Source organism: Streptomyces hawaiiensis (assembly GCF_004803895.1).
Classification (GTDB): domain Bacteria; phylum Actinomycetota; class Actinomycetes; order Streptomycetales; family Streptomycetaceae; genus Streptomyces; species Streptomyces hawaiiensis.
In genome coordinates this window covers 392,390-415,522 of sequence record NZ_CP021978.1, presented here as the reverse complement: position 1 = coordinate 415,522, position 23,133 = coordinate 392,390, and the positions used below count along the sequence as shown (strand labels likewise).

The 23,133-nt window shown below is 72.9% G+C and carries 19 protein-coding genes and 1 pseudogene; 15 read left to right on the top strand and 5 right to left on the bottom strand.

Annotation, left to right across the window (positions count from 1 at the left end):
* Positions 1-3 precede the first annotated feature (3 nt).
* The 3 genes from CEB94_RS01955 to CEB94_RS01945 all read left to right on the top strand — a co-directional run bounded on the left by CEB94_RS01955 (position 4) and on the right by CEB94_RS01945 (position 6,120).
* Positions 4-567 (top strand): dihydrofolate reductase family protein, encoded by a 564-nt coding sequence (locus CEB94_RS01955; protein WP_175430491.1) that lies wholly within the window; start codon positions 4-6, stop codon positions 565-567.
* A 265-nt stretch (positions 568-832) separates the two neighbouring features.
* Positions 833-4,699, top strand: a complete 3,867-nt coding sequence (locus CEB94_RS01950) for a Pls/PosA family non-ribosomal peptide synthetase (RefSeq protein WP_175430490.1) — start codon at positions 833-835, stop codon at positions 4,697-4,699.
* Positions 4,700-4,776: 77 nt separating this feature from the next.
* On the top strand, positions 4,777-6,120 hold the full coding sequence (locus CEB94_RS01945; RefSeq protein WP_175430489.1) for a M1 family metallopeptidase: 1,344 nt from the start codon (positions 4,777-4,779) through the stop codon (positions 6,118-6,120).
* A 33-nt stretch (positions 6,121-6,153) separates the two neighbouring features.
* Here the strand turns inward: CEB94_RS01945 and CEB94_RS01940 are convergent, their stop codons facing one another.
* Positions 6,154-7,548: a hypothetical protein gene (locus tag CEB94_RS01940; RefSeq protein ID WP_246111681.1), complete on the bottom strand. Its 1,395-nt coding sequence runs from the start codon at positions 7,546-7,548 to the stop codon at positions 6,154-6,156.
* 240 nt (positions 7,549-7,788) lie between these two features.
* On the opposite strand from CEB94_RS01940, the gene CEB94_RS01935 reads away from it, so the two are divergent.
* Together CEB94_RS01935 and CEB94_RS01930 are read left to right on the top strand one after the other, a co-directional pair.
* Positions 7,789-8,442 carry a LysE family translocator gene (locus CEB94_RS01935; protein ID WP_175430488.1) on the top strand — a complete coding sequence of 218 codons (654 nt, stop codon included), beginning with the start codon at positions 7,789-7,791 and terminating at the stop codon, positions 8,440-8,442.
* 156 nt (positions 8,443-8,598) lie between these two features.
* Positions 8,599-9,162, top strand: coding sequence for a snapalysin family zinc-dependent metalloprotease (locus CEB94_RS01930; protein WP_175430487.1), 564 nt, complete (start codon positions 8,599-8,601; stop codon positions 9,160-9,162).
* 126 nt (positions 9,163-9,288) lie between these two features.
* On the opposite strand, the gene CEB94_RS01925 is transcribed toward CEB94_RS01930, so the two are convergent.
* Positions 9,289-9,567 (bottom strand): hypothetical protein, encoded by a 279-nt coding sequence (locus CEB94_RS01925; protein ID WP_175430486.1) that lies wholly within the window; start codon positions 9,565-9,567, stop codon positions 9,289-9,291.
* Positions 9,568-9,774: 207 nt separating this feature from the next.
* Between CEB94_RS01925 and bdeA the strand changes: the two genes are divergently transcribed.
* The 9 genes and pseudogenes from bdeA to CEB94_RS01880 all read left to right on the top strand — a co-directional run bounded on the left by bdeA (position 9,775) and on the right by CEB94_RS01880 (position 19,885).
* Entirely contained in the window at positions 9,775-10,716 is a 942-nt protein-coding gene (gene bdeA, locus CEB94_RS01920) for a bis(hydroxyethyl) terephthalate hydrolase (protein ID WP_175430485.1), read from the top strand.
* Between the two features lie 684 nt (positions 10,717-11,400).
* A pseudogene (locus tag CEB94_RS01915) lies at positions 11,401-12,774 on the top strand (LuxR C-terminal-related transcriptional regulator); the annotation flags it as partial.
* Between the two features lie 190 nt (positions 12,775-12,964).
* Entirely contained in the window at positions 12,965-14,254 is a 1,290-nt protein-coding gene (locus CEB94_RS01910; protein ID WP_175430483.1) for a PucR family transcriptional regulator, read from the top strand.
* Between the two features lie 303 nt (positions 14,255-14,557).
* Positions 14,558-15,379: an ABC transporter ATP-binding protein gene (locus tag CEB94_RS01905; protein WP_175430482.1), complete on the top strand. Its 822-nt coding sequence runs from the start codon at positions 14,558-14,560 to the stop codon at positions 15,377-15,379.
* Positions 15,376-16,176 carry an ABC transporter ATP-binding protein gene (locus CEB94_RS01900; protein WP_175430481.1) on the top strand — a complete coding sequence of 267 codons (801 nt, stop codon included), beginning with the start codon at positions 15,376-15,378 and terminating at the stop codon, positions 16,174-16,176. Before CEB94_RS01905 ends, CEB94_RS01900 begins: the two co-directional genes overlap by 4 nt.
* A complete protein-coding gene (locus tag CEB94_RS01895; protein WP_175430480.1) occupies positions 16,173-17,069 on the top strand; it encodes a branched-chain amino acid ABC transporter permease in 897 nt (298 codons plus the stop codon). The genes CEB94_RS01900 and CEB94_RS01895 overlap by 4 nt, the downstream gene beginning before the upstream one ends.
* Positions 17,062-18,201 (top strand): branched-chain amino acid ABC transporter permease, encoded by a 1,140-nt coding sequence (locus CEB94_RS01890; protein WP_425472415.1) that lies wholly within the window; start codon positions 17,062-17,064, stop codon positions 18,199-18,201. The genes CEB94_RS01895 and CEB94_RS01890 overlap by 8 nt, the downstream gene beginning before the upstream one ends.
* Positions 18,198-19,481 (top strand): ABC transporter substrate-binding protein, encoded by a 1,284-nt coding sequence (locus tag CEB94_RS01885; protein WP_175430479.1) that lies wholly within the window; start codon positions 18,198-18,200, stop codon positions 19,479-19,481. The genes CEB94_RS01890 and CEB94_RS01885 overlap by 4 nt, the downstream gene beginning before the upstream one ends.
* Positions 19,482-19,507: 26 nt before the next feature.
* Positions 19,508-19,885 carry a VOC family protein gene (locus CEB94_RS01880; RefSeq protein WP_175430478.1) on the top strand — a complete coding sequence of 126 codons (378 nt, stop codon included), beginning with the start codon at positions 19,508-19,510 and terminating at the stop codon, positions 19,883-19,885.
* Between the two features lie 39 nt (positions 19,886-19,924).
* Here CEB94_RS01880 and CEB94_RS01875 read toward each other — a convergent pair whose 3' ends face one another.
* Both CEB94_RS01875 and CEB94_RS01870 read right to left on the bottom strand, forming a co-directional pair.
* Complete coding sequence (locus CEB94_RS01875; RefSeq protein ID WP_175430477.1) at positions 19,925-21,034, bottom strand: beta propeller repeat protein; 1,110 nt, start codon at positions 21,032-21,034, stop codon at positions 19,925-19,927.
* Positions 21,031-22,086 (bottom strand): hypothetical protein, encoded by a 1,056-nt coding sequence (locus CEB94_RS01870; protein ID WP_175430476.1) that lies wholly within the window; start codon positions 22,084-22,086, stop codon positions 21,031-21,033. The genes CEB94_RS01875 and CEB94_RS01870 overlap by 4 nt, the downstream gene beginning before the upstream one ends.
* Positions 22,087-22,317: 231 nt before the next feature.
* Here CEB94_RS01870 and CEB94_RS01865 point away from each other — a divergent pair, with 231 nt between their 5' ends.
* Positions 22,318-22,830, top strand: coding sequence for a hypothetical protein (locus CEB94_RS01865; RefSeq protein WP_246111680.1), 513 nt, complete (start codon positions 22,318-22,320; stop codon positions 22,828-22,830).
* A 131-nt stretch (positions 22,831-22,961) separates the two neighbouring features.
* Here CEB94_RS01865 and CEB94_RS01860 read toward each other — a convergent pair whose 3' ends face one another.
* On the bottom strand, positions 22,962-23,114 hold the full coding sequence (locus CEB94_RS01860) for a hypothetical protein (RefSeq protein ID WP_246111679.1): 153 nt from the start codon (positions 23,112-23,114) through the stop codon (positions 22,962-22,964).
* Positions 23,115-23,133 lie beyond the last annotated feature (19 nt).

Sequence of the window (23,133 nt, the reverse complement as noted above, 5' to 3'; positions counted from 1 at the left end):
CTGATGCGCAGGGTGACCTATTCGATGAACGTCTCGCTTGACGGCTACATCGTCGGGCCGGACGGCGGGTTCGACTGGACGACGCCCGACGAGGAGGTCTTTCGCTTCTGGATCGACGAGATTCGAGACGTCGGCGTCCACCTGTTGGGACGTCGGCTTTACGAGACGATGCTGTACTGGGAGACCGCCGACCAGGATCCCTCGTTCGACGACTCGATGCGCGAGTGGGCCGCGCTCTGGAATCCGCTCCCGAAGGTGGTGTTCTCCAACACGCTGTCGGCGGTGCGGGGCCATGCCCGCCTGGCCTCGGGCGGCCCGGTGGAGGAGATCGAGCGGCTGCGTGCCGAGCCGGGAGAGGGAGACATCGCGATCGGCGGCGCGACTCTCGCCGCCGAGGCGGCAGCGTCCGGCCTCATCGACGAGTACCGGGCCATCGTCTACCCGGTGCTGGTCGGCGGCGGCATTCCGTTCTTTCCCCGACAGGAGCGCCGGGTGGACCTGGAACTCGTCGAGACCCGCACCTTCAGCTCGAACGTCGTCTACCTCCGCTACCGCGTGGTGCGCTGAAGGGTCAGCACACTCCGCACCGGCACAGCACAGGACTTCCCTCTGTGGGGGAAGTCTCGTTCGCCGGAAGATCCCCAGGTCAGCATCAGTGTCGTCGACCCCGCCCGGCCTCGAACGGACACTCCAACCGGTGTACCGAAGCGCCCAAATCCAGCGTCCTACTAAGATTTCCGGTTTGTTACCGAGCTGGAGCCGGACAACCCCAGGCACACCTGCGGGCCCGCCAGCGCCCCGGAGTCGTCCGGGATGGAGACGCGAGGACCGGATGGCAGCCATAAGGGAGAGCGACGCTCTCGGCCTGCTCGGCGAAGAGCTCGGCTCGGAGATCCAGCAGGAGTTCGGGGACGCGGCCCGCTTCTCGGGGCGTCCGGCGGCCCCACCGCGCACGCTCGTCGACGTGTTCGAGGCGTCCGTGCTGTCGCATCCCGACGAGCCCGCCCTGGACGACGGCACGAGCGGTCTCACCTACCGCGCGCTGGCCGCGGAGGTGGAGCGGCTGCGCCGACGGCTCGCCTCCGCCGGAGTCGGGCTCGGGGACCGGGTGGGGGTCCGGGTCCCGTCCGGCACCAACGAGCTCTACACCGCGATCCTCGCCGTGCTCGCGGCCGGTGCCGCATACGTCCCCGTCGACGCCGAGGACCCCGACGAGCGGGCCGACTTGGTGTTCGGGGAGGCGGACGTACGGGCCGTCATCGGGGCCGGGCACGAGATCACCGTGCACGGCGCCGGCGAGGCCCCCGCCGCACGCCCCGGCATCGAGCACGACGCGTGGATCATCTTCACCTCCGGCTCCACCGGGAAACCCAAGGGTGTCGCCGTCTCGCACCGCAGCGCCGCCGCGTTCGTGGACGCCGAGGCCACGCTGTTCTTGACCGAGGAGCCGCTCGGCCCCGGGGACCGGGTCATGGCGGGACTGTCGGTGGCGTTCGACGCCTCCTGCGAGGAGATGTGGCTGGCATGGCGTTACGGCGCCTGTCTGGTGCCGGTGCCGCGTGCGCAGGTCAGGAGCGGCGCCGATCTCGGGTCCTGGCTGGTCGAGCAGGAGATCACCGTCGTGTCGACGGTGCCCACGCTCGCCGCGCTGTGGGAGCCGGAGACCCTCAACGACGTACGGCTGCTGATCTTCGGCGGTGAGGCCTGCCCGCCCGAGCTGGCCCAGCGGCTGGTGACCGAGGGGCGCGAGGTCTGGAACACCTACGGGCCGACCGAGGCGACCGTGGTGGCCTGCGCCTCGCTGATGAGCGGTCAGGAGCCGATCCGGATCGGGCTGCCCCTGGACGGCTGGGAACTGGCCGTCGTCGACGAGACCGGCGAGCCCGTCCCCATGGGCGGCAGCGGGCAACTGGTCATCGGCGGGGTCGGGCTGGCCCGGTATCTCGACACCGACAAGGACGCGGAGAAGTACGCGCCCCTTCACTCCCTGGGGTGGGAGCGGGCGTATCGCAGCGGCGACCTCGTCAGGGCGGAGCCCGAGGGGCTGGTCTTCCTCGGGCGGGCCGACGAGCAGATCAAGCTCGGCGGACGGCGGATCGAGCTCGGTGAGGTCGATGCCGCGCTCCAAGGCCTGCCCGGGGTCGCCGGAGCCGCGGCCGCCGTACGGACCGCTCGCAGCGGCAATCAGCTCCTCGTCGGGTACGTCGTCACCCAGGACGGGTGGGACCACGCCGGCGCCGTCGAGAAGCTGCGGGCCGAACTGCCCGCCGCGCTCGTGCCGTTGCTCGCGCCGGTCGAGGAGCTGCCGACCCGCACATCGGGCAAGGTCGATCGGAACGCGCTGCCCTGGCCGCTGAAGGACCTGGAGACGGGCGGTCCCACGGAGCAGCTCTACGGCACCGAGGCATGGCTCGCCGAGCAGTGGACCGAAGTGCTCGGCATCCCGGTCACCAGCGCCGGCGACGACTTCTTCGCGATCGGCGGCGGCAGTCTGTCCGCCGCCCAGCTCACCACCCGGCTGCGCGCCCGCTACCCGAGCGCGGCCGTCCTCGACGTCTACCAGCAGCCGGTGCTGCGCAAGCTGGCCCGGCGCCTGGAGAAGTCGGCGCGTGACGACGAGGCCCGGCGCACCGTCACCCCGGTGCCGAGGCGCGCCCAGGCAATCCAACTGCTGCTCCTCGTCCCGCTGTTCACCCTCCTCGGCCTGCGCTGGACCGTGGCACTGGCCGCGCTCGGTAATCTGCTGCCCGCCTACGCGTGGCTGCCCACGGCCCCCTGGTGGCTCCTCGCGGTCGCCGGCGTCGCCCTGTTCAGCCCGCCGGGGAGGCTCGCCCTGGCCGCCGGCGGCGCACGGCTGCTGCTCCGCGGCGTGCAGCCCGGCCGGTACGCACGCGGAGGCGGCGTACATCTGCGGCTGTGGACCGCCGAGCGGCTGGCCGAGTTCAGCGGGGCGACGTCGCTGACAGGATCGTGGCTGGAGCGGTACGCGCGAGCCCTGGGCGCCAAGGTCGGCCCGGACGTCGACCTGCACTCGCTGCCGCCGGTCACCGGCATGCTCAAGCTGGGGCGTGGCGCGGCCCTGGAGTCCGAGGTGGATCTGTCCGGCTACTGGCTGGACGGCGACCGGCTGGAGATCGGCACGGTCAAGGTGGGCGCGCACGCCGTCGTCGGCACCCGCAGCGTGCTCTTCCCCGGCGCCCGGGTGGGCAAGCGGGCCGAGGTGGCGCCCGGGTCCGCGGTCGCCGGGCAGATTCCCACCGGTCAGCGGTGGGCGGGCGCGCCCGCGGTCAAGCTGGGCAAGGCCAAGCGCAACTGGCCCGGGGAACGGCCGCGGCGCGGGACGTACTGGAGCGTGATGTACGGCCTCACCGGCCTCGCGCTGACCGCCCTTCCGGTGCTGGCGGGGCTGGCCGCGCTCCTCGTCACCCGGGTCTTCGTCACGCCGGGATCGGTCCTCACGGGCGCCGCCCTGGCCGTCGTCCCGGCGACGCTCACCTACGGACTGACGTACGCGGTGCTGCTGCTGATCGCCGTACGGCTGCTGAGCCTGGGGCTGCGTGAGGGAACGCACCCGACCCACAGCCGGGTCGGATGGCAGGCGTGGACGGTCACGCAGCTGATGGACCGCTCGCGGGAGACGCTGTTCCCGCTGTACGCCGGGCTGGTCACGCCGGTGTGGCTGCGGCTGCTCGGCATGCGAATCGGGCGTGGCGCCGAGGTGTCGACCGTGCTGGCACTGCCCACCCTGACGACGGTCGGCGAGGGCGCGTTCCTGGCCGACGACACCCTGACCGCTCCGTACGAGCTCGGGGGTGGCTGGATGCGGATCGGTCGGGCCGAGATCGGACGGCGGGCCTTCCTCGGGAACTCGGGCATGACGGCGTCGGGGCGGAGCGTGCCGGACGGCGGGCTGGTCGGCGTGCTGTCGGCGACGCCCAAGAAGGCCAAGAAGGGCACCTCGTACCTGGGTCTGCCGCCGGTGAAGCTGCCGCGTGCCGCCGCCGACGGCGACCAGAGCCGTACGTACGAACCGCCGGCCCGGCTGCTGTGGGCGCGCGCTCTGGTGGAGCTGTGCCGGATCCTGCCGGTGTTCTGCTCGGCGGGTCTGGCGGTGCTGACGATCGCCGCGCTGTGTGCCCTGGGGGCCTGGGCGCCGCTGCTGTCGGGGCTGGTCCTGCTCGCGGCGGGAGGGTGCGCGGCCTTCGTGTCGATCGTCGCCAAGTGGTCGCTCGTGGGGCGGCACCGCAGCGGGGAGCATCCGCTGTGGTCCTCCTTCGTATGGCGCAACGAGCTGGCGGACACCTTCGTCGAGGTGCTCGCCGTGCCGTGGCTCGCGGGCGCGGTGCCGGGCACGCCCGTGATGACCGCCTGGCTGCGCGGTCTGGGCGCACGGATCGGCAAGGGCGTGTGGGTGGAGAGCTACTGGCTGCCCGAGACCGATCTGGTGACGCTCCAGGACGCCGCCACCGTGAACCGGGGCTGCGTCCTTCAGACGCACCTCTTCCACGACCGGATCTTGCGGACGGATACTGTGGTCCTCCGTGAGGGCGCGACGCTGGGCCCTGGCGGGATCGTCCTGCCCGGCAGCACGATCGGGGCCCGTACGACGCTGGGTCCCGCGTCGCTCGTCATGGCCGCGGAGTGCGTCCCCGACGACACCCGCTGGCTCGGCAACCCGATCGAGGCATGGCGTCCCTGAGCGCGGGCCACTCGGGGCCGGAGGGCGACGGACCGGCACGCAGGGGCAGCAGCGCAGCGCAGGGAGAACAGACGGCAGTGGCAGTCCAGCAGGCGGCGGGCGCGGACCCGTACTTTCCGGAGCACGGCGACCCCCGCTACCGGGTGCACCGGTACGAGCTCGCGCTGGACTACCGCCCGGGCCCGAACCGGCTGTCCGGGACGGCCCGCATCAACGCCATAGCGGGACGGGCGCCGCTCACGGAGTTCGTGCTGAACCTGGCCGACTACAAGATCGGCCGGGTGCGGGTCGACGGACGGCAGCCCCACTACACGCATCGCGGCGGCAGACTGCGCGTCCGCCCGGCCAAGCCGGTCCGCTCGGGGGCGCCCTTCACGGTCGAGGTGCAGTGGTCGGGCAACCCGGAGCCGGTGAACAGCCCCTGGGGCGGGCTCGGCTGGGAGGAGCTGGAGGACGGGGCGCTCGTGGCCAGCCAGCCGATCGGGGCGCCGTCGTGGTACCCGTGCAACGACCGGCCCGCCGACAAGGCGTCGTACCAGCTCTCGATCACCACGCCGTCGGCGTACGCGGTGGTGGCGGGCGGACGTCTGCTGACCCGGACGACGAAGGCGAGCACCACCACCTGGGTGTACGAGCAGTCGGCGCCGACGTCCAGCTATCTGGTCGGCCTCGCGATCGGCAAGTACCAGACAGTGCTGCTGGGCGACCCCGGCCCGGGCGGGGTCCCGCAGCACGGGCACATCCCGGCGCAGCTGCTGGGCGACTTCTCGCGGGACTTCGCCCGCCAGCCGCAGATGATGGAGGTGTTCCAGGAGCTGTTCGGGCCCTACCCGTTCGACGAGTACGCGGTCGTGGTGACCGAGGAGGAACTCGACGTGCCCGTCGAGGCACAGGGGCTGTCGCTGTTCGGCGCCAACCATGTGGACGGGGCGCGGGGTTCGGAGCGGCTGGTGGCGCACGAGCTGGCCCACCAGTGGTTCGGCAACAGTGTGTCCATCGCCGACTGGCGGCACATCTGGCTGAACGAGGGGTTCGCGAAGTACGCGGAGTGGCTGTGGTCGGAGCGCTCGGGCGGGCGTACGGCACAGCAACTCGCCTCCGCCGCGCACCGGTTGCTGTCGCCGCTGCCGCAGGATCTGCGCTTGTCGGACCCGGGGCGCAAGTCGATGTTCGACGACCGGCTCTACGAACGCGGCGGACTCGTGCTGCACGCGGTGCGCTGCGCACTGGGCGACATCGCCTTCTTCCGCATGCTGCGCGGCTGGGGGCAACTGCACCGGGGCGGCACGGTCACGACCGCGGCCTTCACCTCGCACGTGGCGCGCTTCTCGACCGAACCGGTGGAGGAACTGCTGCAGGCGTGGATCCACGGGACGACGCTGCCGCCGCTGCCCGGGGCCGGGGGGCCGGCGGCGAGCTAGGATCCGCCCGCCCTCGCGGCTCCGCCGACGGCGTCAGCGGGGGATGCCCACGGCGTCGAGGTACCGGTGCATGACCTCTGCCGGGAGGCGCGGGTTGCTCAGGGCAGGGGAGGAGAGCTCCGGGTCCTCGCAGCTCTTCAGGACGAGGTCGACCGGCAGGGCGGGGTGCGCGGCGGCCATGGCACGCACGCGTCTCTCGGGATCGGCGAGCAGCCGGGCCACCACGGCGGCCGGTGCTCGCGTGTCGACTCCCACCAGCCATCGCTTCTCGGGGTCCGGGTCATCGGCGAAGCGCCGGCCGGCACCCGCACGCGGGAAGCCGGGGTGGCCGAGCAGACCGCCTTTGGTGATGACCTTGCAGTCCAGGTAGGTCTGCAGCACGACCTCGCCGTCGACGGTCGGCTGGTTCTCGCACAGGAGGAGCCTCACGGGGTAGTCGTCGTCCTGGGAGAGCGGTTCGACGGCGTCGGCGGGCAGGTGCGCACTGCAGGCGGCGCTGCGGCGCAGGAGGATGTGGGCCGACCGGGCGCATCGGCGCAGCATGTCGGGATCGGCGTAGCGGCGCACCCACTCGACGGGAGTGAGCCGGTCGGCCGGGCTGATGGCGATGTCGACGGCGGCACGTTCGGTCTCCGTCAGCTCGGGCCGTACCGAAACGGCCAGCCGGACGCTGTGCGCGTCGTCTTCGGCCAGCGGACGGACGATGTCGATGGCCACGCCGAGGTTGGCGGCCAGTTCGCGCCGGTCTGCCTCTTCACCGCTCGCCGCGAGCCGTTGGGCGGTCGCCGTGCTCATGGCGCCGTAGCGGATCACGTCCTGCCGGTCGAAGGGGCCGAGGCCCGCGTCGAGCAGGAGGTCGGTGTACCGCGCGTCGTGGCGGCAGGCCTCCCTCATGGCTGCCTTGCGCACGTTCTCGTCGGCGTCGTGGAGGAGACGGTTCCGGGTGTCGTCGGAGAGCAGGGGCCACTGGCGGCAGGCTGCCTGCCGGAGTTGCGCGTCCTGGTGGTCGGCGAGACGGGCGACCAGGTCCGGAGCCGTGTACCGGCAGGTGGCCGCGCTCCGGCGGACCCGTGCCTCCTGGTCGGCGAGCAGGCGCTTCTGGGCGGACAGGGGGAGGGGCTCCACGGGGATGCGGAACCAGTCGGGTCCGTAGGCCAGAGCCTCGCGCACCCGTGCGTCGGGATCGTCGATGAGCAGGGCGCGTTGTTCCGGCGTCACCGAGGGGTTGGCCGCGAACGCCGACCGCAACCTGTGGTCGGGGTGCGCGACGATCGCGTCGACCACCTCGTCCGGCAGAGCGCGCCAAGCTATCGCGTCCCAGGCCGCGACGGCTTCCTTGTGCAGCAGCCGGGTCAGCACCTCGACCGGTGCCGCCGGATTGCGCGCGATGGCGGCGATCGTCTCGCGGTCAGGACACTTGTCGCACATGGCTCCCCCTGTTCGCCGGCGAAGGACGCAGGCCCGCAGATTGTGCTCGTGTCGTGAATACGAGGTCAATGATCACTTCCGTCCAGGCGCTGATTCGGCCCTGGTTCCCGCAGTCGGGTTGTCCGGGCGGCCCGCACAGGGGTACTCGACGAGGCCGCCGGTTCGGTGGCCAAGGCGCGCGGAGGCGCCAACGGGCCCTGACCGCAGGCGGTTTCGCAAGGGCGCAGGAGTGGAGGACGGATGACGGTCGACCTGGTGGGCTTCCTCGGCGTCGTGCTGGTGGCGTACTTGGTGCCGGGCCCCGACTTCCTCGTAGTGGTCAGATCGGCGGCCGAGGATCCCTCGAAAGGCAGAGCCGCGGCACTGGGCGCCCAGACCGGGCTGTGCGTGCACATGGTGGCCGCCGCGGCCGGTCTCTCGGTGATCGCCACCCGCTCACCCGTGGTGTACGACGGGATCAAACTGATGGGGGCGGCCTACCTCGTGTATCTCGGTGTGCGGGCCGTACTGGCCGCCCGCCGGGCCGCCCGGGAGAGGCGCGGCGCGCACGGGGTCGCGTCCCACGCCGCCCCCCATGAGGGGGACCCCGCACAGGGGCGCTTCCGGTCCGGCTTCACTCAGGGGTTCCTGACCAACCTGCTCAACCCCAAGGCCGCGCTGTTCTTCCTCAGTATCCTTCCGCAGTTCGTCGACGGCGACGGATCTCCGGCACGGCAGATCTTCTTCCTCGGCATGCTGGACGTCGTCATCGGCGTCGCCTATTGGTTCGCCCTCGTCGTCGTCGCCGCTCGACTGCGAGCCCTGCTGGCCAGACCGAAGGTCCGCCACCGCTGGGAACTGACCACCGGCTGGTTGTTCATCGCCATCGGCGTCACGGTCGCGACCGCCGCCTGACGGCCCGGCCCGACAGGGCACTTGAGCCGGCGTGACGTCCGAAGCGCGTTCACGCGATCAGTGACACCGTTTGACGGATTCAGCGGTGACCTTGCCGGGCAATGGGCTAAAGAATGTCATGAGCACGACTGCCCTTCCCCCACAAGGAGGTCGATCATGCACGTCCGTATGCTGACCGGCGGCCTCGCCGCCGCCTGTCTGGTGTCCGTGTCCCTGACGGGTGGCCAGGCCGCTGCCGCCGCCCCCCGAGCCGCGGATGCTCCTCCGGCCGCCCGTGTCCTGACCTACGACGCCAGCGGCTCCGCGGAGTTCAGGAGTGCCGTCAACCGGGGCGCGGCGATCTGGAACGAGAGTGTCGACTCCGTCGAGCTACGCCCGGCGGCAACCGGGCAACGAGCGAACATACGGGTTCTCGCGGACAACGGCTGGCCGCGCGCCCTGCCCACCACCCTGGGCAACGGCACCGTGTACATCGGGCGCCAGGCCGTCGACCAGGGTTACGACACGATCCGCATCTCCTCGCACGAGCTCGGGCACATCCTGGGTCTGCCGGACCGCAAGCCCGGCACGTGCTCAAGCCTGATGTCCGGTTCCAGCGCGGGCACTTCGTGCACGAACCCGTATCCGAACGCGGCGGAGAAGGCGGAGGTCGAGGGGAACTTCGGCAGCGCACTCGCCGGGCGGGCCCCTGCGGTGCGTACCGGGGTGCTCGTGGACTGACGCGTGCGCCGCCATACGTGAAAGACCCCGCGCCCTGGCTGGATCGCCCGCCGTCGATCAGTGGCAGCAGCCAGTCGCGACGGCTCCCCTGCCACTCTGCCTGACGGCGGGGGAGCCGGACTTTCTTCATGCCGGGTCGGCTGTGACCGGCGTGTCACTCGGGAAGGAGCGCGTCACCGGCGGCAGCCGCACCTCACGCAACGCGCTGCGGCACCGGGCCATGGCCCGGTGCCCGGCGGCTGTGCCCTCGGGTCCAAAGCCGCGCCGGTCCTCCACCAGCCCCGCGTCGACCGTGCGCTCGGGCGGACCACGGGTGTTGTGCTGATCGGCTTCGGCTTCGGCCTCGACCTCGCGGTCGCCGGCACCGCCGGCTTGACCGGCACTCCCGGGGCGATCGCCGCACATGAGCCCGCCAGGAGCCCCGCAACGAAGGGCGCACCTCCCGTGGCGGTCGTACAAGACCGGTGACATTGCCGGTCCCCGCGCGGTGGCCGGTCCCTGACAGTGGCACGGCCAGCCCGACGGCGGTGCCCACCGCGGGCACGCGGCGGACGCCCCAGGTCCCGCCTGCCCGCGCACGGCCACCCGCCGCGACAGAGAGGACGACTCGTCGTGCAACTCCACCCCCACACCGACTCACCCACGCCCACCCGCGCCACCCGCGGCCGCCGAGCCGGGCGCCGGGCCGGACGACTGGCCGGCGCCGCCGCGGCACTCGCCCTGGCCATCGGCCTGGGACCCCTGACCAGCCCGGGGGCCCACGCCGCGGACAACCCCTACGAGCGCGGCCCGGCCCCCACCACCTCCGGCATCGAGGCGCTGCGCGGCCCGTACGCCGTGTCGCAGACGTCCGTCTCCTCCCTGTCCGTCACCGGGTTCGGCGGCGGCACCATCTACTACCCGACGAGCACCAGCGACGGCACCTTCGGCGCGGTGGCCATCTCGCCCGGCTACACCGCCTACGAGTCGTCCATCGCCTGGCTCGGACCGCGTCTGGCCTCGCAGGGCTTCGTGGTGTTCACCATCGACACCCTCACCACGCTCGACCAGCCCGAGTCCCGCGGCCGTCAGCTGCTGGCCGCCCTGGACCACCTCACCCAGCGCAGCTCGGTGCGCGGCCGCGTCGACGCCTCTCGCCTCGGCGTCATGGGTCACTCGATGGGCGGCGGCGGCAGCCTGGAGGCCGCCAAGTCGCGTCCGGCCCTCCAGGCGGCCATCCCGCTGACCCCGTGGAACCTCGACAAGACCTGGCCCGAGGTCACCACGCCGACCCTGATCTTCGGAGCCGACGGAGACACCATCGCCCCGGTCGCCTCCCACGCCGAGCCCTTCTACTCGAGCCTGTCCTCCTCGCTGGACCGGGGCTACCTGGAGCTGAACTCGGCGACGCACTTCACACCCAACTCGTCGCACACGACGATCGCGAAGTACAGCGTTTCCTGGCTCAAGCGGTTCATCGACAACGACACCCGCTACGAGCAGTTCCTGTGCCCGCTGCCCCGGCCGGGCCTGACCATCGAGGAGTACCGGGGCAACTGCCCGCACGGTTCCTGACGTCCCGGGCCCCCGACTGCGGAGCCGCGGCAGCGAGGGGGACCGGCGGCGGACGCGTGCGACGCTTCCGCCGCCGGTGTCGTGCCGGGGCACACGCGAGACGGCCGGCCGTTGGGCCGCGGCACAATCCACCCGCCGGCCATACTTTGCTCAACCCGCAGGTGGAGCCGCGGATCGGCCCGCCGGGACGCGCGGACGTCAGGCTTCCGGTCTTCCTTACGCGCAAGTAACCTCCGATGGGTGACGGGAGACAGAAGCAGAGTGCGGACGGCCCCCCGCGCAGGGAGCCGGAACGGCCGGGGCGCCGCCCGGTCGGCCGCCGAGGACCGCGGCCACGGCGAACTCGCGCGCGGCAGACGGCAGTTCCTCGACGGTCCGGTGGACGACGCGCGCGAAACCCTGCTGCTGGCCGCCTCCCTGCTGGCCGCCGATGCCCCGGACCGGGCCGAGGCCGCACGCCTCTGCGCGGTGGACGCCGCCTGGGCGTCGGGCGACGTCATGGTCTGTCTGAACACCCTCGACGGCACGGACACCTCAGGGCCGGCGGACGAGCACGCCGCACCAGGCACCGCCACGGCCGAGGTCTTCGCCGATGAGGGTGGCGCCTTGCCGGCCGACGAGTACGGCACCACGTCCGAGGCCTTCGCCGACAGGGGTGGCGCCCCGAGGGCCGACGAGTACGGCGCCTCGACGACCGAAGCGCGCGGCGCCCCGGCAAGCCGCGGGGGCGGCGCCCCCGCGGCGGTGCGAGACGCCGACGGCCCGCCATCGGCCGACCCCACAGAACCCACCGTTCCCCCCACAGAGGGCGGGCAGCCGAAGCTCGCCGGCGCCGCGCCGGGGCCGGGGTGGGCCCGCGACCCGTTCTTCCGGGACTACCGCGACGGCATGCGGGCCCTGCTGGCCCGGCGGCCGGAACACGCCGCCGGGCCGTTGCGGCGTGTACTGCACCAGGCGCGCCGTGACGACCGGCCCGAGCGGCTCCTGCGCGCCGCGGCGGCGGCCTTGCTGCTCGGGGACGTCCACGCGGCCCGCACCGCCGGGGCCCGTGCCCTCGCCGCCGCCCGCAACGCGGAGTGCGTCGCGTCCGAGGCGCGCGCCCTGGAATACCTGGCCTACGGCGAACTGCGTGCCGGCCGCCATGCGCAAGCGCGCGCCCACGCGGAGGAGGGCGTGCGCGCGGCGCTGATGGCCGGCCACCGCAACACCGCGGCGAGCCACCGTGCGATGCTCGCCCTGGCCGCTTCGATCGAGGGGGACACCGCCGCGGTCGCCGGGTACGCCTCGGCCGCCCTGGTCACCGCCCGTCGCCACGGCCTGGCCCAGACCGCGACCCTGGCCGAGTGGGCCACCGCCCGCGCCGATCTGGCCCGCGGCCGCCCCCTGGACGCCGCCGACCGGCTCGGCCCGCTCGTCGGACCCGGCCCCCGGCGTGGTCACTTCGCCGTCTGGATGCTCGCCGTGCCCTGCTTCGTCGAGGCCGCGGTGCTCGCCGGGCAGCCGGGGGACGCCCGGGGGATCGTCGCGGACCTCGCCCGGTGGGCGGCCTTCGGCGCCGATCCGCACGCGCCGGCCCAGCTCGCGCGCTGCCGCGCCCTGCTAGCCGCGGACGACCGCGAAGCCGACGGACACTACCTGCGGGCGCTTGCCCTGCACGACGAGTCGGGCGGCGATTTCGAGCGTGCCCGCACCGAGCTCCTGTACGGCCGGTGGCTGCGGCGACGCCGCCGGCTGCGGGAGGCCCGAAGCCGGCTCGGAGCCGCCCTGGTCGCCTTCGAGCGCTGCGGCGCCGGGGCCTGGGCCGATCAGACGCGCGGCGAACTGCGCGCCAACGGAGCCACGTCCGGGAAGGAGCCGGCCGCAGGGCTCTCGCGGCTGACGCCGCAGCAACTGCGGATCGCACGCCACGTGGCCGAGGGCGCCACCAACAGGGAGGTGGCCCAGCGGCTGGCCGTCAGCACCCGCACGGTCGACTACCACCTGCGCAATGTCTTCGCCGCTCTCGGCGTGCGCTCCCGCGTCGAACTGGCCCGCATGGTCGACCAAGAGCACCGCTGAACCCCCGGAAATCTCGGCGGCCCCATGGAGAAGACGCCGCACGACCCTGGGGACCGACCGGACGGTATGCCATTCTTCGAAGCAGCACTACGCGGGTGACGACGGCCGTACGGGCAGCGCACCCGCCGGACGCCGCTGCGCCCGGACGGCCCGGGGGCCGCCGGAAGGCCGAAGTCGGGGGAGGACCGCCATGCATCCTGCCGCACGTGTACGTACGACGTTCCGCAGCGGGCCCACACCTGTTCCGCGGTCGCAGCCGCAGCCGCGGTCGCGACGGATCCGGTCGCTGATCGACGCCGACGCGCTGCGAGTCCTGCACCGGGCCGCCCGCGTCCTGCTCGACGACCTGCCGGACCTGACCGACCGGCTGCTGGCGGTCCTGAGCGAGCAGGAACCGGCCTACCGGATCGCGCTGGAGAACGACCATGGCGCCACCTGGCAGGAGGTGTACCGCTCGTTGCGACACAGCGTGACCTCGCTGCTCGACCCGCGCGGCACCCGTGAGGCGGCCCACCGCTGCACCTGGCGGATCGGCGTCACCCGGGCCGAGCAGGGGCTGCCGCTGGACGCCCTGCTGCACGCGTTCCGGCTGGGCGGGTCCCTGGTGTGGCAGCGGCTGGTCGAGGAGACCACCCGCTCGGACCCCGAGGACATCCGGCTCCTCGTGCACGTGGCCACCGACGTGTGGAACTTCGTCGACGAGCACTGCACCCTCGTGGCGGACGCCTACCGACAGGCCGAGCGGCAGCTTGCCTGGCGGCGCGAGAACAGGGTGCGCCTGCTGGCGGCGGCCCTCCTGGACGGCACGAGCCGGATCGCGGACCTGCCCGAGACCGCCGAGAGACTGTGCCTGCCGGAGCACGGCCGGTACGTCGTCGTCGCGGTCGCCTGCGGCCGGCCGCAGGACCCCCCGCTCGCCGAACGCACGTACTGGCACTCAGGAGTGGACGTCGACTACGGCATCGTCCTGGTCGGCGACGCGGCGGACCGGGAGAGCGGTGAGGACGACCCCGACCCCTCGGCAACGCCCGCCCTGCCCGGCGACGGCCCCTCCGGATGCCGGATCGGCGTGGGCAGCGCCGTGACGGGACTCGCCGCCGTCGGTGACGCCCGGCGCCTGGCCGACCTGGCCCTGAGCATCTGCCCGCCCGAGGGCGGCACGGTCCGGCTCACCGAGCACCTGCCCGAGGCGCTGGTCGTCTCCCGTCCGGAACTCGGCGCGACCCTCACCGAGCGGGTGCTCGGCCCCCTGCTGCGCCTGGAACCGGCCGACCGGGACGTACTGCTGGAGACCCTGGTCGCCTGGTTCGCCTGCGAGGGTTCCGCCCAGCGCGCCGGTGAACGGCTGTACTGCCACCGCAACACCGTCCTGAACCGGCTGCGCCGCTGCGAACAGCTCATCGGCCGCTGTCTGGCGCGCCCGCACGACGTGGTGGAGATCAGCCTCGCACTGACGGCACGCCGACTGCTGCGCGGCTGACCGGACCGTCCACCCGCGCCGCGCGCGGCGGGCCGCACGCGGCGCGCGTCTCCTGCCTCTCGCTGCCCCGGCACACCGCCGACATGCACCTGCCGACGTCCTGCGGCAGTGCGCACCCCGCCCGGCGCACTCCCGCGCCGTACGTCCCCGCCCCTGGGCAGCCGCACAATCCCCGGCGACCCGCGTTGGGACCACGCAGCCACCCGGCCCGAACACCTGTACCGCCCGCCCGCGCCCGTGCTGTCGTGAGCTGCCCTTCCCCAGAAGCACCCGTGCCCGACGGCATGGATCCGAGGAGCCGTGATGCCCGAAGCACCACCGGACGAAGAGCCCGCCCTGCACGTCGAGGGCCTCGACGTGACCTACGGCCGCGCCCTGTCCGCCCTTCGCTCCGTGTCCCTGACCGTCCCGCACGGCACGGTCGTCGCACTGCTCGGCGCCAACGGCGCGGGCAAGACGACCTTGCTGCGGGCGGTGTCGGGCACCCTGCGCCTGCACCGCGGCGCGGTCACGGCCGGCCGCATCCGCTACGGCACGACGGAACTCGACGGGCGCGACCCGGTCACCGCGGTGCGCGCCGGAGTCGTCCAGGTCCCCGAGGGGCGCCGGGTTTTCGCCGGACTCACCGTCGACGAGAACCTGCGCTCCGGCGGCCTCGGTCTCGGCCGGCGCCGCCCGGACCAGGTCGCCGAGGCCCGGGAGCGGGTCCTCACGCTCTTCCCGCGCCTCGCCGAACGCACCCGGCAGGCAGCCGGGCTGCTCTCCGGCGGCGAGCAGCAGATGCTCGCCATCGGCCGGGCCCTCATGGCCGCGCCCCGCCTGCTCCTCCTCGACGAGCCCTCCCTGGGCCTCGCCCCGCAGATGGTCCACCGGATTGCCGAGGTCGTCCGCGAGATCAACGCCCAGGGCACCGCCGTCCTGCTCGTCGAGCAGAACGCGGGCATGGCGCTCTCCCTCGCCGACACCGCCCACGTCCTGGAAGTCGGCGAGGTCCGGCTCTCCGGCCCCGTCGACGAACTCGCCCGCACGGACGCCGTGAAGCGGCTGTACCTGGGCGAGACCCCCGAAGAGGGAACCGAGACCGCGCAGAGAGCCGGAACCACCGAGGGGCAGGGAGCCGCGTGACCGTCCGCACCACCGCACCGCCCGAACTGACCGTGACGGACGTGACCGTCCGGTTCACCGGGCTCACCGCCCTGGACGCGGTGTCCTTCACCGTCGCCCCGGGCTCGGTCCATGCCCTCATCGGACCCAACGGAGCGGGCAAGTCCACCTGCTTCAACGTGCTGTCGGGCCTGTGCCGCCCTGCCACGGGCACCGTGCGCCTCGGGGACGCCGACCTGACCCGGCTGGCCCCGCACCGCATCGCCGCCCTCGGCGTGGCCCGCACCTTCCAGAACATCGTCACCACTCAAGGCACGGTCGCCGACAACCTGATGCTCGGCCGCCACGCCCTGTCCCGGGCCGGGTTCGCCGCCAGCGCACTGCGCCTGCCGCACGCACGGCGCGAACAACGCGAACACCTCGACCGGGCCCGCGTCATCGCCGGACTCACCGGCCTCGCACAGCACTTCGACCACCCGGTCGCCCTGCTCTCCTACGGCGACCGCAAGCGCGTGGAGTTCGCCCGCGCGCTCTGCCTGGAGCCCAGCGTCCTGCTGCTGGACGAGCCGGTCGCCGGGATGAACGCGGCCGAACGCGCCCGCACGGTAGAGGTCGTGCACACCGTACGCGCCGAACTCGGCCTGTCCGTCGTGCTCGTGGAGCACGACATGGGCCTGGTGATGCGGCTCGCCGACGAGGTCACCGTCCTCGACTTCGGCCGCGCCATCGCCCACGGCACCCCGGACGAGGTCCGCCGCGACCCCGATGTGCTGCGCGCCTACCTCGGCACCGGCGCCGAGCAGGAGGACGCGGCATGACCACCCTCCTGGACAACGTCTTCAACGGCCTCGCCCTCGGTGCGGTCTACGCCTTGGTCGCCCTCGGCTTCGTCATCATTTTCAAGGCCTCCGGCGTCATGAACTTCGCCCACGGCTCCCTGCTCCTGCTCGGCGGCTACCTCACCGCCGTACTCCACGACGACCTCGGCTTCGCCGGGGCCCTCGCGGTGTCCGTCCTGGCGACCGCTGCCGTGGCCGGCGCCATGGACCGCTTCCTGCTCCAGGCCGGCGGGCCGGACCCGCACACCGCCCATGTGCAGACCATCGTCACCATCGGCGTCGACATCCTCATCCTCACCGACCTGTCGCGGCGTATCGGCGGCGACCTGCTCTCGCTCGGCGACCCCTGGGGCGACGCGGTCAGCGGCCTGGGGCCGGTGACCGTCGCGGACAGCCGTATCGCCGCGATCGTGGTCTCCACCGTGGTCATCGCCGGTGTCTTCGCCCTGTTCCGGTACACCTCCTGGGGCCTGTCGCTGCGTGCCGCGGCCGAGGACGTCGAGGCGGCCTCCCTGATGGGCGTACGGCTGGCGCGGATCCGCATGCTCGCCTGGTGCCTGGCGGGCGCGCTGGCCGCCCTGGCGGCGGTCTTCCTCGCCGCGTTCCCCGCACCCGGCCTGGAGCGCACCACCGGGCAGATCGCCCTGAAGGCGTTCCCGGCGGCGATCCTCGGCGGGATGGCCTCGCCGCCCGGCGCCCTCGCGGGCAGCCTGCTGATCGGCATGACCGAGGCACTCATCGCGGGCTACCAGACCGACCTGCACGTCCTGGGCGAGGGGTTCGGCGACGTCGCTCCCTACGCGGTGATGGTGCTGGTGCTGCTGGTGCGGCCGACCGGGCTGTTCGGCGGAAAGGCGGCCGTCCGTGTCTGAGCGACTCTCCCGCGCCCGCGCGACCCGTCCGGTCTGGACCGTCGTGGCCGTCACCGTCCTGTGCGCGCTGCCCTTCTACCTCGACGCGTTCTGGCTGCGCATCGGACTGTTCTCGATGGCGGCGGCCGTCGGAGCGGTGGGCCTGGGTCTGCTGTCCGGCACAGCCGGCCAACTCTCCCTCGGCCACGCCTTCTTCCTGGCCGTGGGCGCCTATGGCTACGTCTGGCTGGCCGGTGAGCCCGGTCCGGGCCTGCCCACCTCGGTGGCCGCCGTGCTCGCGGTCCTGCTCGCCGGGGCGGCCGGCGGGCTCTTCAGCCCCGTCGCCGGCCGGGTGCGCGGCATCTACCTGGGCGTCGCCACCCTGGCCCTGGTCTTCCTCGGGCACCACGTCCTGCTGACCGCGGACTCCGTCACGGGCGGATTCAACGGCCGCTCGGTGCCCCCACTGGAACTGGGCGGCTTCTCCTTCTCCACAAACTCCGAACTGACCCTGCTGGGCGTGCCGTTCGGCGCCGAGGAACGGCTCTGGTACCTGGGACTCGCCCTGCTCGCGGTCACCTGGTTCACCGCCCGCGGACTGCTCCGCGGCCGTCCCGGACGCGCCCTGGTGGCCCTGCGCGACAGCGAGACCGCGGCCGCCGTCATGGGCGTGGACGTCTCCCGCTACCGCTCGGCGGCCTTCGTCGTCTCATCGATGTACGCGGGCCTCGCCGGGGTGATGCTGGCCCTCTCCTTCCGCCGCGTGGTGCCCGACTACTTCAGCCTCGTGCTGTCGGTCGACTACCTCGCCATGATCGTCATCGGCGGGCTGGGATCGGTCGCCGGAGCCACCGCGGGCGCCGTCTTCGTCACCGCGCTGCCCCTGCTGATGACCCGTTACGCCGACCAACTCCCCCTGGTGGCCGCCCCCGGCACCACCGACGGCACGGTCGGCCCCACCGAGGCCGCCCGCTACCTCTACGGAGCCGTGATCGTCCTCGTCCTCCTCTTCGCCCCCGACGGCCTGCACGGCCTGGTCCGCCGCCTGCGCGCCCGCCTGCGCAGCCGCCGAGCCGCCCCACCGCCCACGAGCACCACCTCCCCGTCCCTCCCGCCCACGCCCGCCGTACGAGCCAAGGAGCCCACCCCGTGAAGCACACGCACCACACCGCACCGCGCACCAAGACGCTGCTGGCCACCACCCTGGCGGCCCTGCTGCTCGCGGGCACCGGATGCAGCTCCAAGGCCGGCTCCTCCGGGAGCACCGACGACGGCGCCGACGGCATCAAGGCCGGGCCCGGCGTGACCGACAAGACCATCAGGCTCGGCGCCCTGACGGACCTCACCGGCCCCTACGCGACCCTCGGCAAGAGCATCGTGCAGGCCCAGCAGATGTGGGCGGACGAGGTCAACGCCCGCGGGGGCGTCTGCGACCGGCGCATCGAGATCGTCGTCAAGGACCACGGCTACGACGTCCAGAAGGCCGTCACCGCCTACGCCGACCTCTCCGCGGACGTCGTGGCGCTGCCCCAGGTCATAGGTTCGCCCGTGATGGCCGCGCTGCTCGACGACATCGAGCGGGACAAGGTGCTCACCTTCCCGCAGGCCTGGGCCGCCTCCCTGCTCGACCGGGACTCGGTCCAAGTCCTGGGCACCACCTACGACATCGACATGATCGCCGCGGTCGACTTCCTCACCCGCGGCAAGGGACTCGCGAAGGGCGACACGATAGGCCACGTCTACTTCGAGGGCGACTACGGCGCGAACGCGCTCGAGGGCTCACGATGGGCCGCGAGGAAGGCGGGCCTGAAAATCGCCGGTCAGAAGATCAAGGCGACGGACACCGACCTGTCCGCACAGGTCTCGGCCCTGCGCAAGGAGGGCGTCAAGGCGATCCTGATCAGCGCCGGACCGGCCCAGACGGCCTCACTGGTCGGGGTCGCGGCCTCCCGGGGCCTGAAGGTGCCCGTCGTCAGCAGCGCGCCCGGCTACGCCCCGCAGCTGATGAAGACACCGGCCGCCCCCGCCCTCACGGCCATGCTCAACGTGGTCAGCGCCGCGCCCGCGGTCAGCTCCGACCTGCCCGGAGTGCGCAAGATGGTCGCCTCCTACCAGAAGGAGTACCCGGACTCCCTCGTCGACTCGGGCGTGCTCTCCGGCTACAACGCCGCCCGGCTCATGGGCCGCGACCTGGAGAAGGCCTGCGCGAACGGCAGCCTGGCCCGCGAGGACGTGGTCAAGGCCCACCGCTCCCAGTCCAGCGTCGACGTCGGCCTCGGCACCGCGCAGAACTTCTCCGACAAGGCGCAGCCCGCGAGCACGTCCACCTACGTGCACAAGCCGGACGCCAAGGCGGTGGGAGCCGCGGTGAACGTGGAAGACGCCCACACCGCGCCAGGCATCGAGCAGTACCTCGCTTCCCGAAGCCAGTGACACCGGAATCCGCCTAGGATCGGTTCGTGATCGCTGACCTGCAGTGTGTGGTGCTGGATTGCCCTGAACCCGTGGAGCTGGCCGCGTTCTACCAGTCGATCCTCGGTGGCACCGTCAACCAGCCGGACCGGCGGTGGGCGCTGAGTGACGTATGGGCGACGTTGCACACGGCGTCCGGTGTCGTCCTGGCCTTCCAGCGGGCGACGGACCACCGGCCGCCGCTGTGGCCGGACCCGTCCAGGCCGCAGCAGTTCCACCTCGACTTCGCGGTCGCGGACCTGGACCGGGCCGAAGAGCAGGTACTGGCCCGTGGAGCAGCGGTGTTGGACGCCGGTACGGGCGGGCGGAGTTGGCGGATCTATGCCGACCCGGCGGGGCATCCGTTCTGTCTGGTCCGCCACTGAGGGGCGGCCGGCGTTTCACTGCTGGGTCGGTCGGCCGGCTCAGCCGAACCGCAGGATACGAGGGGCGAAGGTGTTCTCGGGACCGGTGGCGCGGCCGACCGACCACACCGTCGCCGTGCCCGGCACCGGCGCAAGCCGCAGCGTCCGGGAGTCTCCCTCCCCGGCCACCGCCGGTTCGCCGTACTCGGCGAACGACTGTCCGTTCCAGGCGAGGAAATCCGGCCCGGGGACGAGCGGTGGAGAGCTGCCCGGCGGGCCCCACTTCTGCGAGTTGGCCACCGAGACCCATCCCAACGCGCCGGACGGGGTGGGCACCAGTGACGTGATCCCGCCGAAGTCGGCGGGCACGGCCACCCGGTTCCACGCCTGCCCGTCGAAGCGGACCAGCAGGGGCGGGATCGGCCGGCCCACCGGTCCGCCGACGAACCCGGCCGAGCCACCCGCCCACACCTCCGTCGGCGAGACCGCCAGCACACTGCCGACGGCCGACCGCGGGAACCCGTTCACGATCGTCTGCTGCCACGCCTGCCCGTCCCAGTGCGACACGGCCGCACCCGACGCGGTTTCGCCCGCGGCCCAGACGTCGTCGGCCGCCAGGATGTGCAGGCCGTACACGGCTCCCGGCGGCGCCGGTACGTCCTGCCAGCCGCTCCCGTCCCGGCGCAGCAACACCTGCGCGCCGTCCCGCGAACCGATCAGCCAGGTCTCGCCGCCGCCGGTGACGACTTCGGTCAGCAGGACACCGCGCGGCGGCCGGCTCTCGGACCAGGCGCTGCCGTCGTGGCGGAGCAGGTGGGCGCCGCCCGCCGAGTCGCGGCCGACCGCCCAGACGGCGGTCGGTGAGGTCCCGGCGACGGACAACAACTCTCCCTGCCAGCCGATCCCGGGCAGACTCTGGCGCTGCCACGCGCTTCCGTCCCAGCGCAGCACCAGCGGGAAGCCCGGTGCCTCGCGACCGACGGCGTCGGCGCCCACCGCCCAGGCCCTCTCCGGTCCGAACGCCACGGCCTCGTTCAGCCCGGCCTGGGGGCGTACCTGTGCCGGGACCGGAACGTGTCGCCAGGACTGCGTTTCCGCCGCGGCCGAGCTCATGCCGGCCATGACGGTCATGGCGACGGCGAGGACCGCGACGAGAAGGCTGCGTGTCATGGTCGGCCTCCCAGCCGCTCGCTCATCAGGTGGGGTTTCGAGCCGTAGATCTCGACGGTCCCGAAGGACAGCAGCGAGAACCCGGCCCTCGCCAGTGCACGTGGTGTGACGTCGATCGCGTTCGTGCGCTCCGGGCCGTAGGAGAAGGTCGTGCGGACGCCGTCCACCCGCGCGTACTTCGACTGGAACGCGCGGTCGCTGCGCACCGGCAGCCACAGCGCGCCGTCCGGACCACGCACCATGGCCTCGGTGTGGGTATCGCCCAGCGGGGGGTAGGTGGTGCGCCAGGTGTGCCCGTCGAAGGTCATCAGGTAGGTGCGGGCCCTACCGCCGGTGTACTGGCTGCCGCCGACGGTGACCCGGTCGGACGGTTCCAGCAGGATCGTGTGCACGTTGCTGTTCGGCGGCGGTGAGACGTTCGCGTCCCGCCACACCGTGCCGTTCCAGCGCAGAACGGTGGCCCCGGAGCTGGTGTCCGCCCAGGCCCAGGCGTCGGTGGCCGTGCGTGCGGTGATCCCCATGACGTAGTGAACGCCGTCGGGGGTGGACTGTGCGGTCCAGCGGGAACCGTCGTAGTGCAGCACCTTCAGCCCGGTGTCGTCCTCACCCACCACCCACGCGGCACCCGGTACGGCGGCGAAGTCCTGGTAGGTCCACAGGGTCTGCGGCAGCGGCACGGCGTTCCACGCTCCCGCCGACCGGCGCAGAATCTCCCCTTCCCCCACGCGGTTGCGGAAGACCCACATCTCGTCGCCGACGAACTGCGCCTTGCCCAGCCAGCCCAGCTCACCGGCCCCGGGGAAGCCGGTGTCCCGGCTCCACGACGAGCCGTTCCACCGGTACAACATCGGCCGCGGCCCGTCGGCAGCGTGCTCGTACCCGGTCGCCCACGCCTCGCGCGGTCCGCGGGCGGCGAGATCGGAGACGGTCACCGGCGGGGCCGCCGCCGGCACCGGCAGCGCCGACCAGTTCGGCGTCACGGCCGCGGCCGGTGACACCAGCGCGGCACACGCGATCACAAGGCAGATGACGACCGCGCGAATCCCGTTCACGAGACCTCCCCAGAACGTGAAGGCCGCTCACCTTATGGCCACTCACCCACCCGTGAACAGGCGTCACACGGCCAATCCGAAAGGGCTCCGACCATGCGCCCGCGGTTACCGGTCGCGGGCGACGGCGGAAGGCATGCTGATGCTGTGACCGGCATGCGCGGCTGCGGATGCCGCGACGACCGAGCAGGGACGCGGGACCCGCGTCCTGAGACAGGTGAGGGGCATCAGGTGGTGGACGACCGGCGAACGGATGTGCCGCCCGGCGCTCAGGCCGGTGTACTGGCGGACCGTCTCAAGGAGCGGATCTACGCGACCATCACGATGATCGCCGTGGTGGTCGGTCTGTCTCTCGGCGACGTGGGCTCCCTCGGCGCCGTCGCCACGGTCCTGACGACCGCACTGGGTCTGTGGCTCGCGGCGTTCGTCGCCGACCAGCAGGCGCACCGCACGGTCCACCGCCATCTCGCCACCGGCCGCGAGCTGCGGCGCATGCTGTACGTCAGCAGCCCGCTGCTGTCCTGCGCCGTGGGCCCGGCCGTGCTGATCGCTCTGGCCGCGCTGGACGTCCTGTCCCTGCACGCCGCGTTGCTGGCGGCGGGAGTGGGCGTCGTCTCCCTCTTCCTGTGGGGCTGTCTGGGCGGGCTGCGCATGGGAGGCGGTGCCCTGACGGCGCTCGTGGCCGGTTTCGCGGACGCGGCGATCGGCGTGGCGGTCGCCCTGGTGAAGGCGGCGGCCGGGCACTGATACGGCGCGGGCCCGGCTTACGGGCGCAGCACGAGCGAGTCGACCGGCGCGAGGCCGATCTCGTCGGCGTAATCCCGGTTGGTGGCCCACCCCCGGGACCAGTACACGGGGACCCCGGCTCGACCCGTGCTCTACGCCGCGCTGCCGTGGCCGGCCTCGCCCGGCTCCCCCAGCGGCCGGGTCGGCCCGTCGTCCTCCACCATCCGACGTCCCGGTTCCGTGGCGTCCAAGTCGTAGTGGTGTCGGCAGTCGTCGCACCGGTACTCCGGGATGCCCGCATCCACGGTCAGTATGGCCCCGTCC

Coding starts and splice junctions, on each gene's coding strand:
- CEB94_RS01935 (WP_175430488.1), top strand. CDS start 7,789: ATGACGGTCGACCTGGTGGGCTTCCTCGGCGTCGTGCTGGTGGCGTAC.
- CEB94_RS01905 (WP_175430482.1), top strand. CDS start 14,558: ATGCCCGAAGCACCACCGGACGAAGAGCCCGCCCTGCACGTCGAGGGC.
- CEB94_RS01925 (WP_175430486.1), bottom strand. CDS start 9,567: ATGTGCGGCGATCGCCCCGGGAGTGCCGGTCAAGCCGGCGGTGCCGGC.
- CEB94_RS01950 (WP_175430490.1), top strand. CDS start 833: ATGGCAGCCATAAGGGAGAGCGACGCTCTCGGCCTGCTCGGCGAAGAG.
- CEB94_RS01910 (WP_175430483.1), top strand. CDS start 12,965: ATGCATCCTGCCGCACGTGTACGTACGACGTTCCGCAGCGGGCCCACA.
- CEB94_RS01940 (WP_246111681.1), bottom strand. CDS start 7,548: ATGTGCGACAAGTGTCCTGACCGCGAGACGATCGCCGCCATCGCGCGC.
- CEB94_RS01930 (WP_175430487.1), top strand. CDS start 8,599: ATGCACGTCCGTATGCTGACCGGCGGCCTCGCCGCCGCCTGTCTGGTG.
- CEB94_RS01875 (WP_175430477.1), bottom strand. CDS start 21,034: ATGACACGCAGCCTTCTCGTCGCGGTCCTCGCCGTCGCCATGACCGTC.
- CEB94_RS01895 (WP_175430480.1), top strand. CDS start 16,173: ATGACCACCCTCCTGGACAACGTCTTCAACGGCCTCGCCCTCGGTGCG.
- CEB94_RS01955 (WP_175430491.1), top strand. CDS start 4: ATGCGCAGGGTGACCTATTCGATGAACGTCTCGCTTGACGGCTACATC.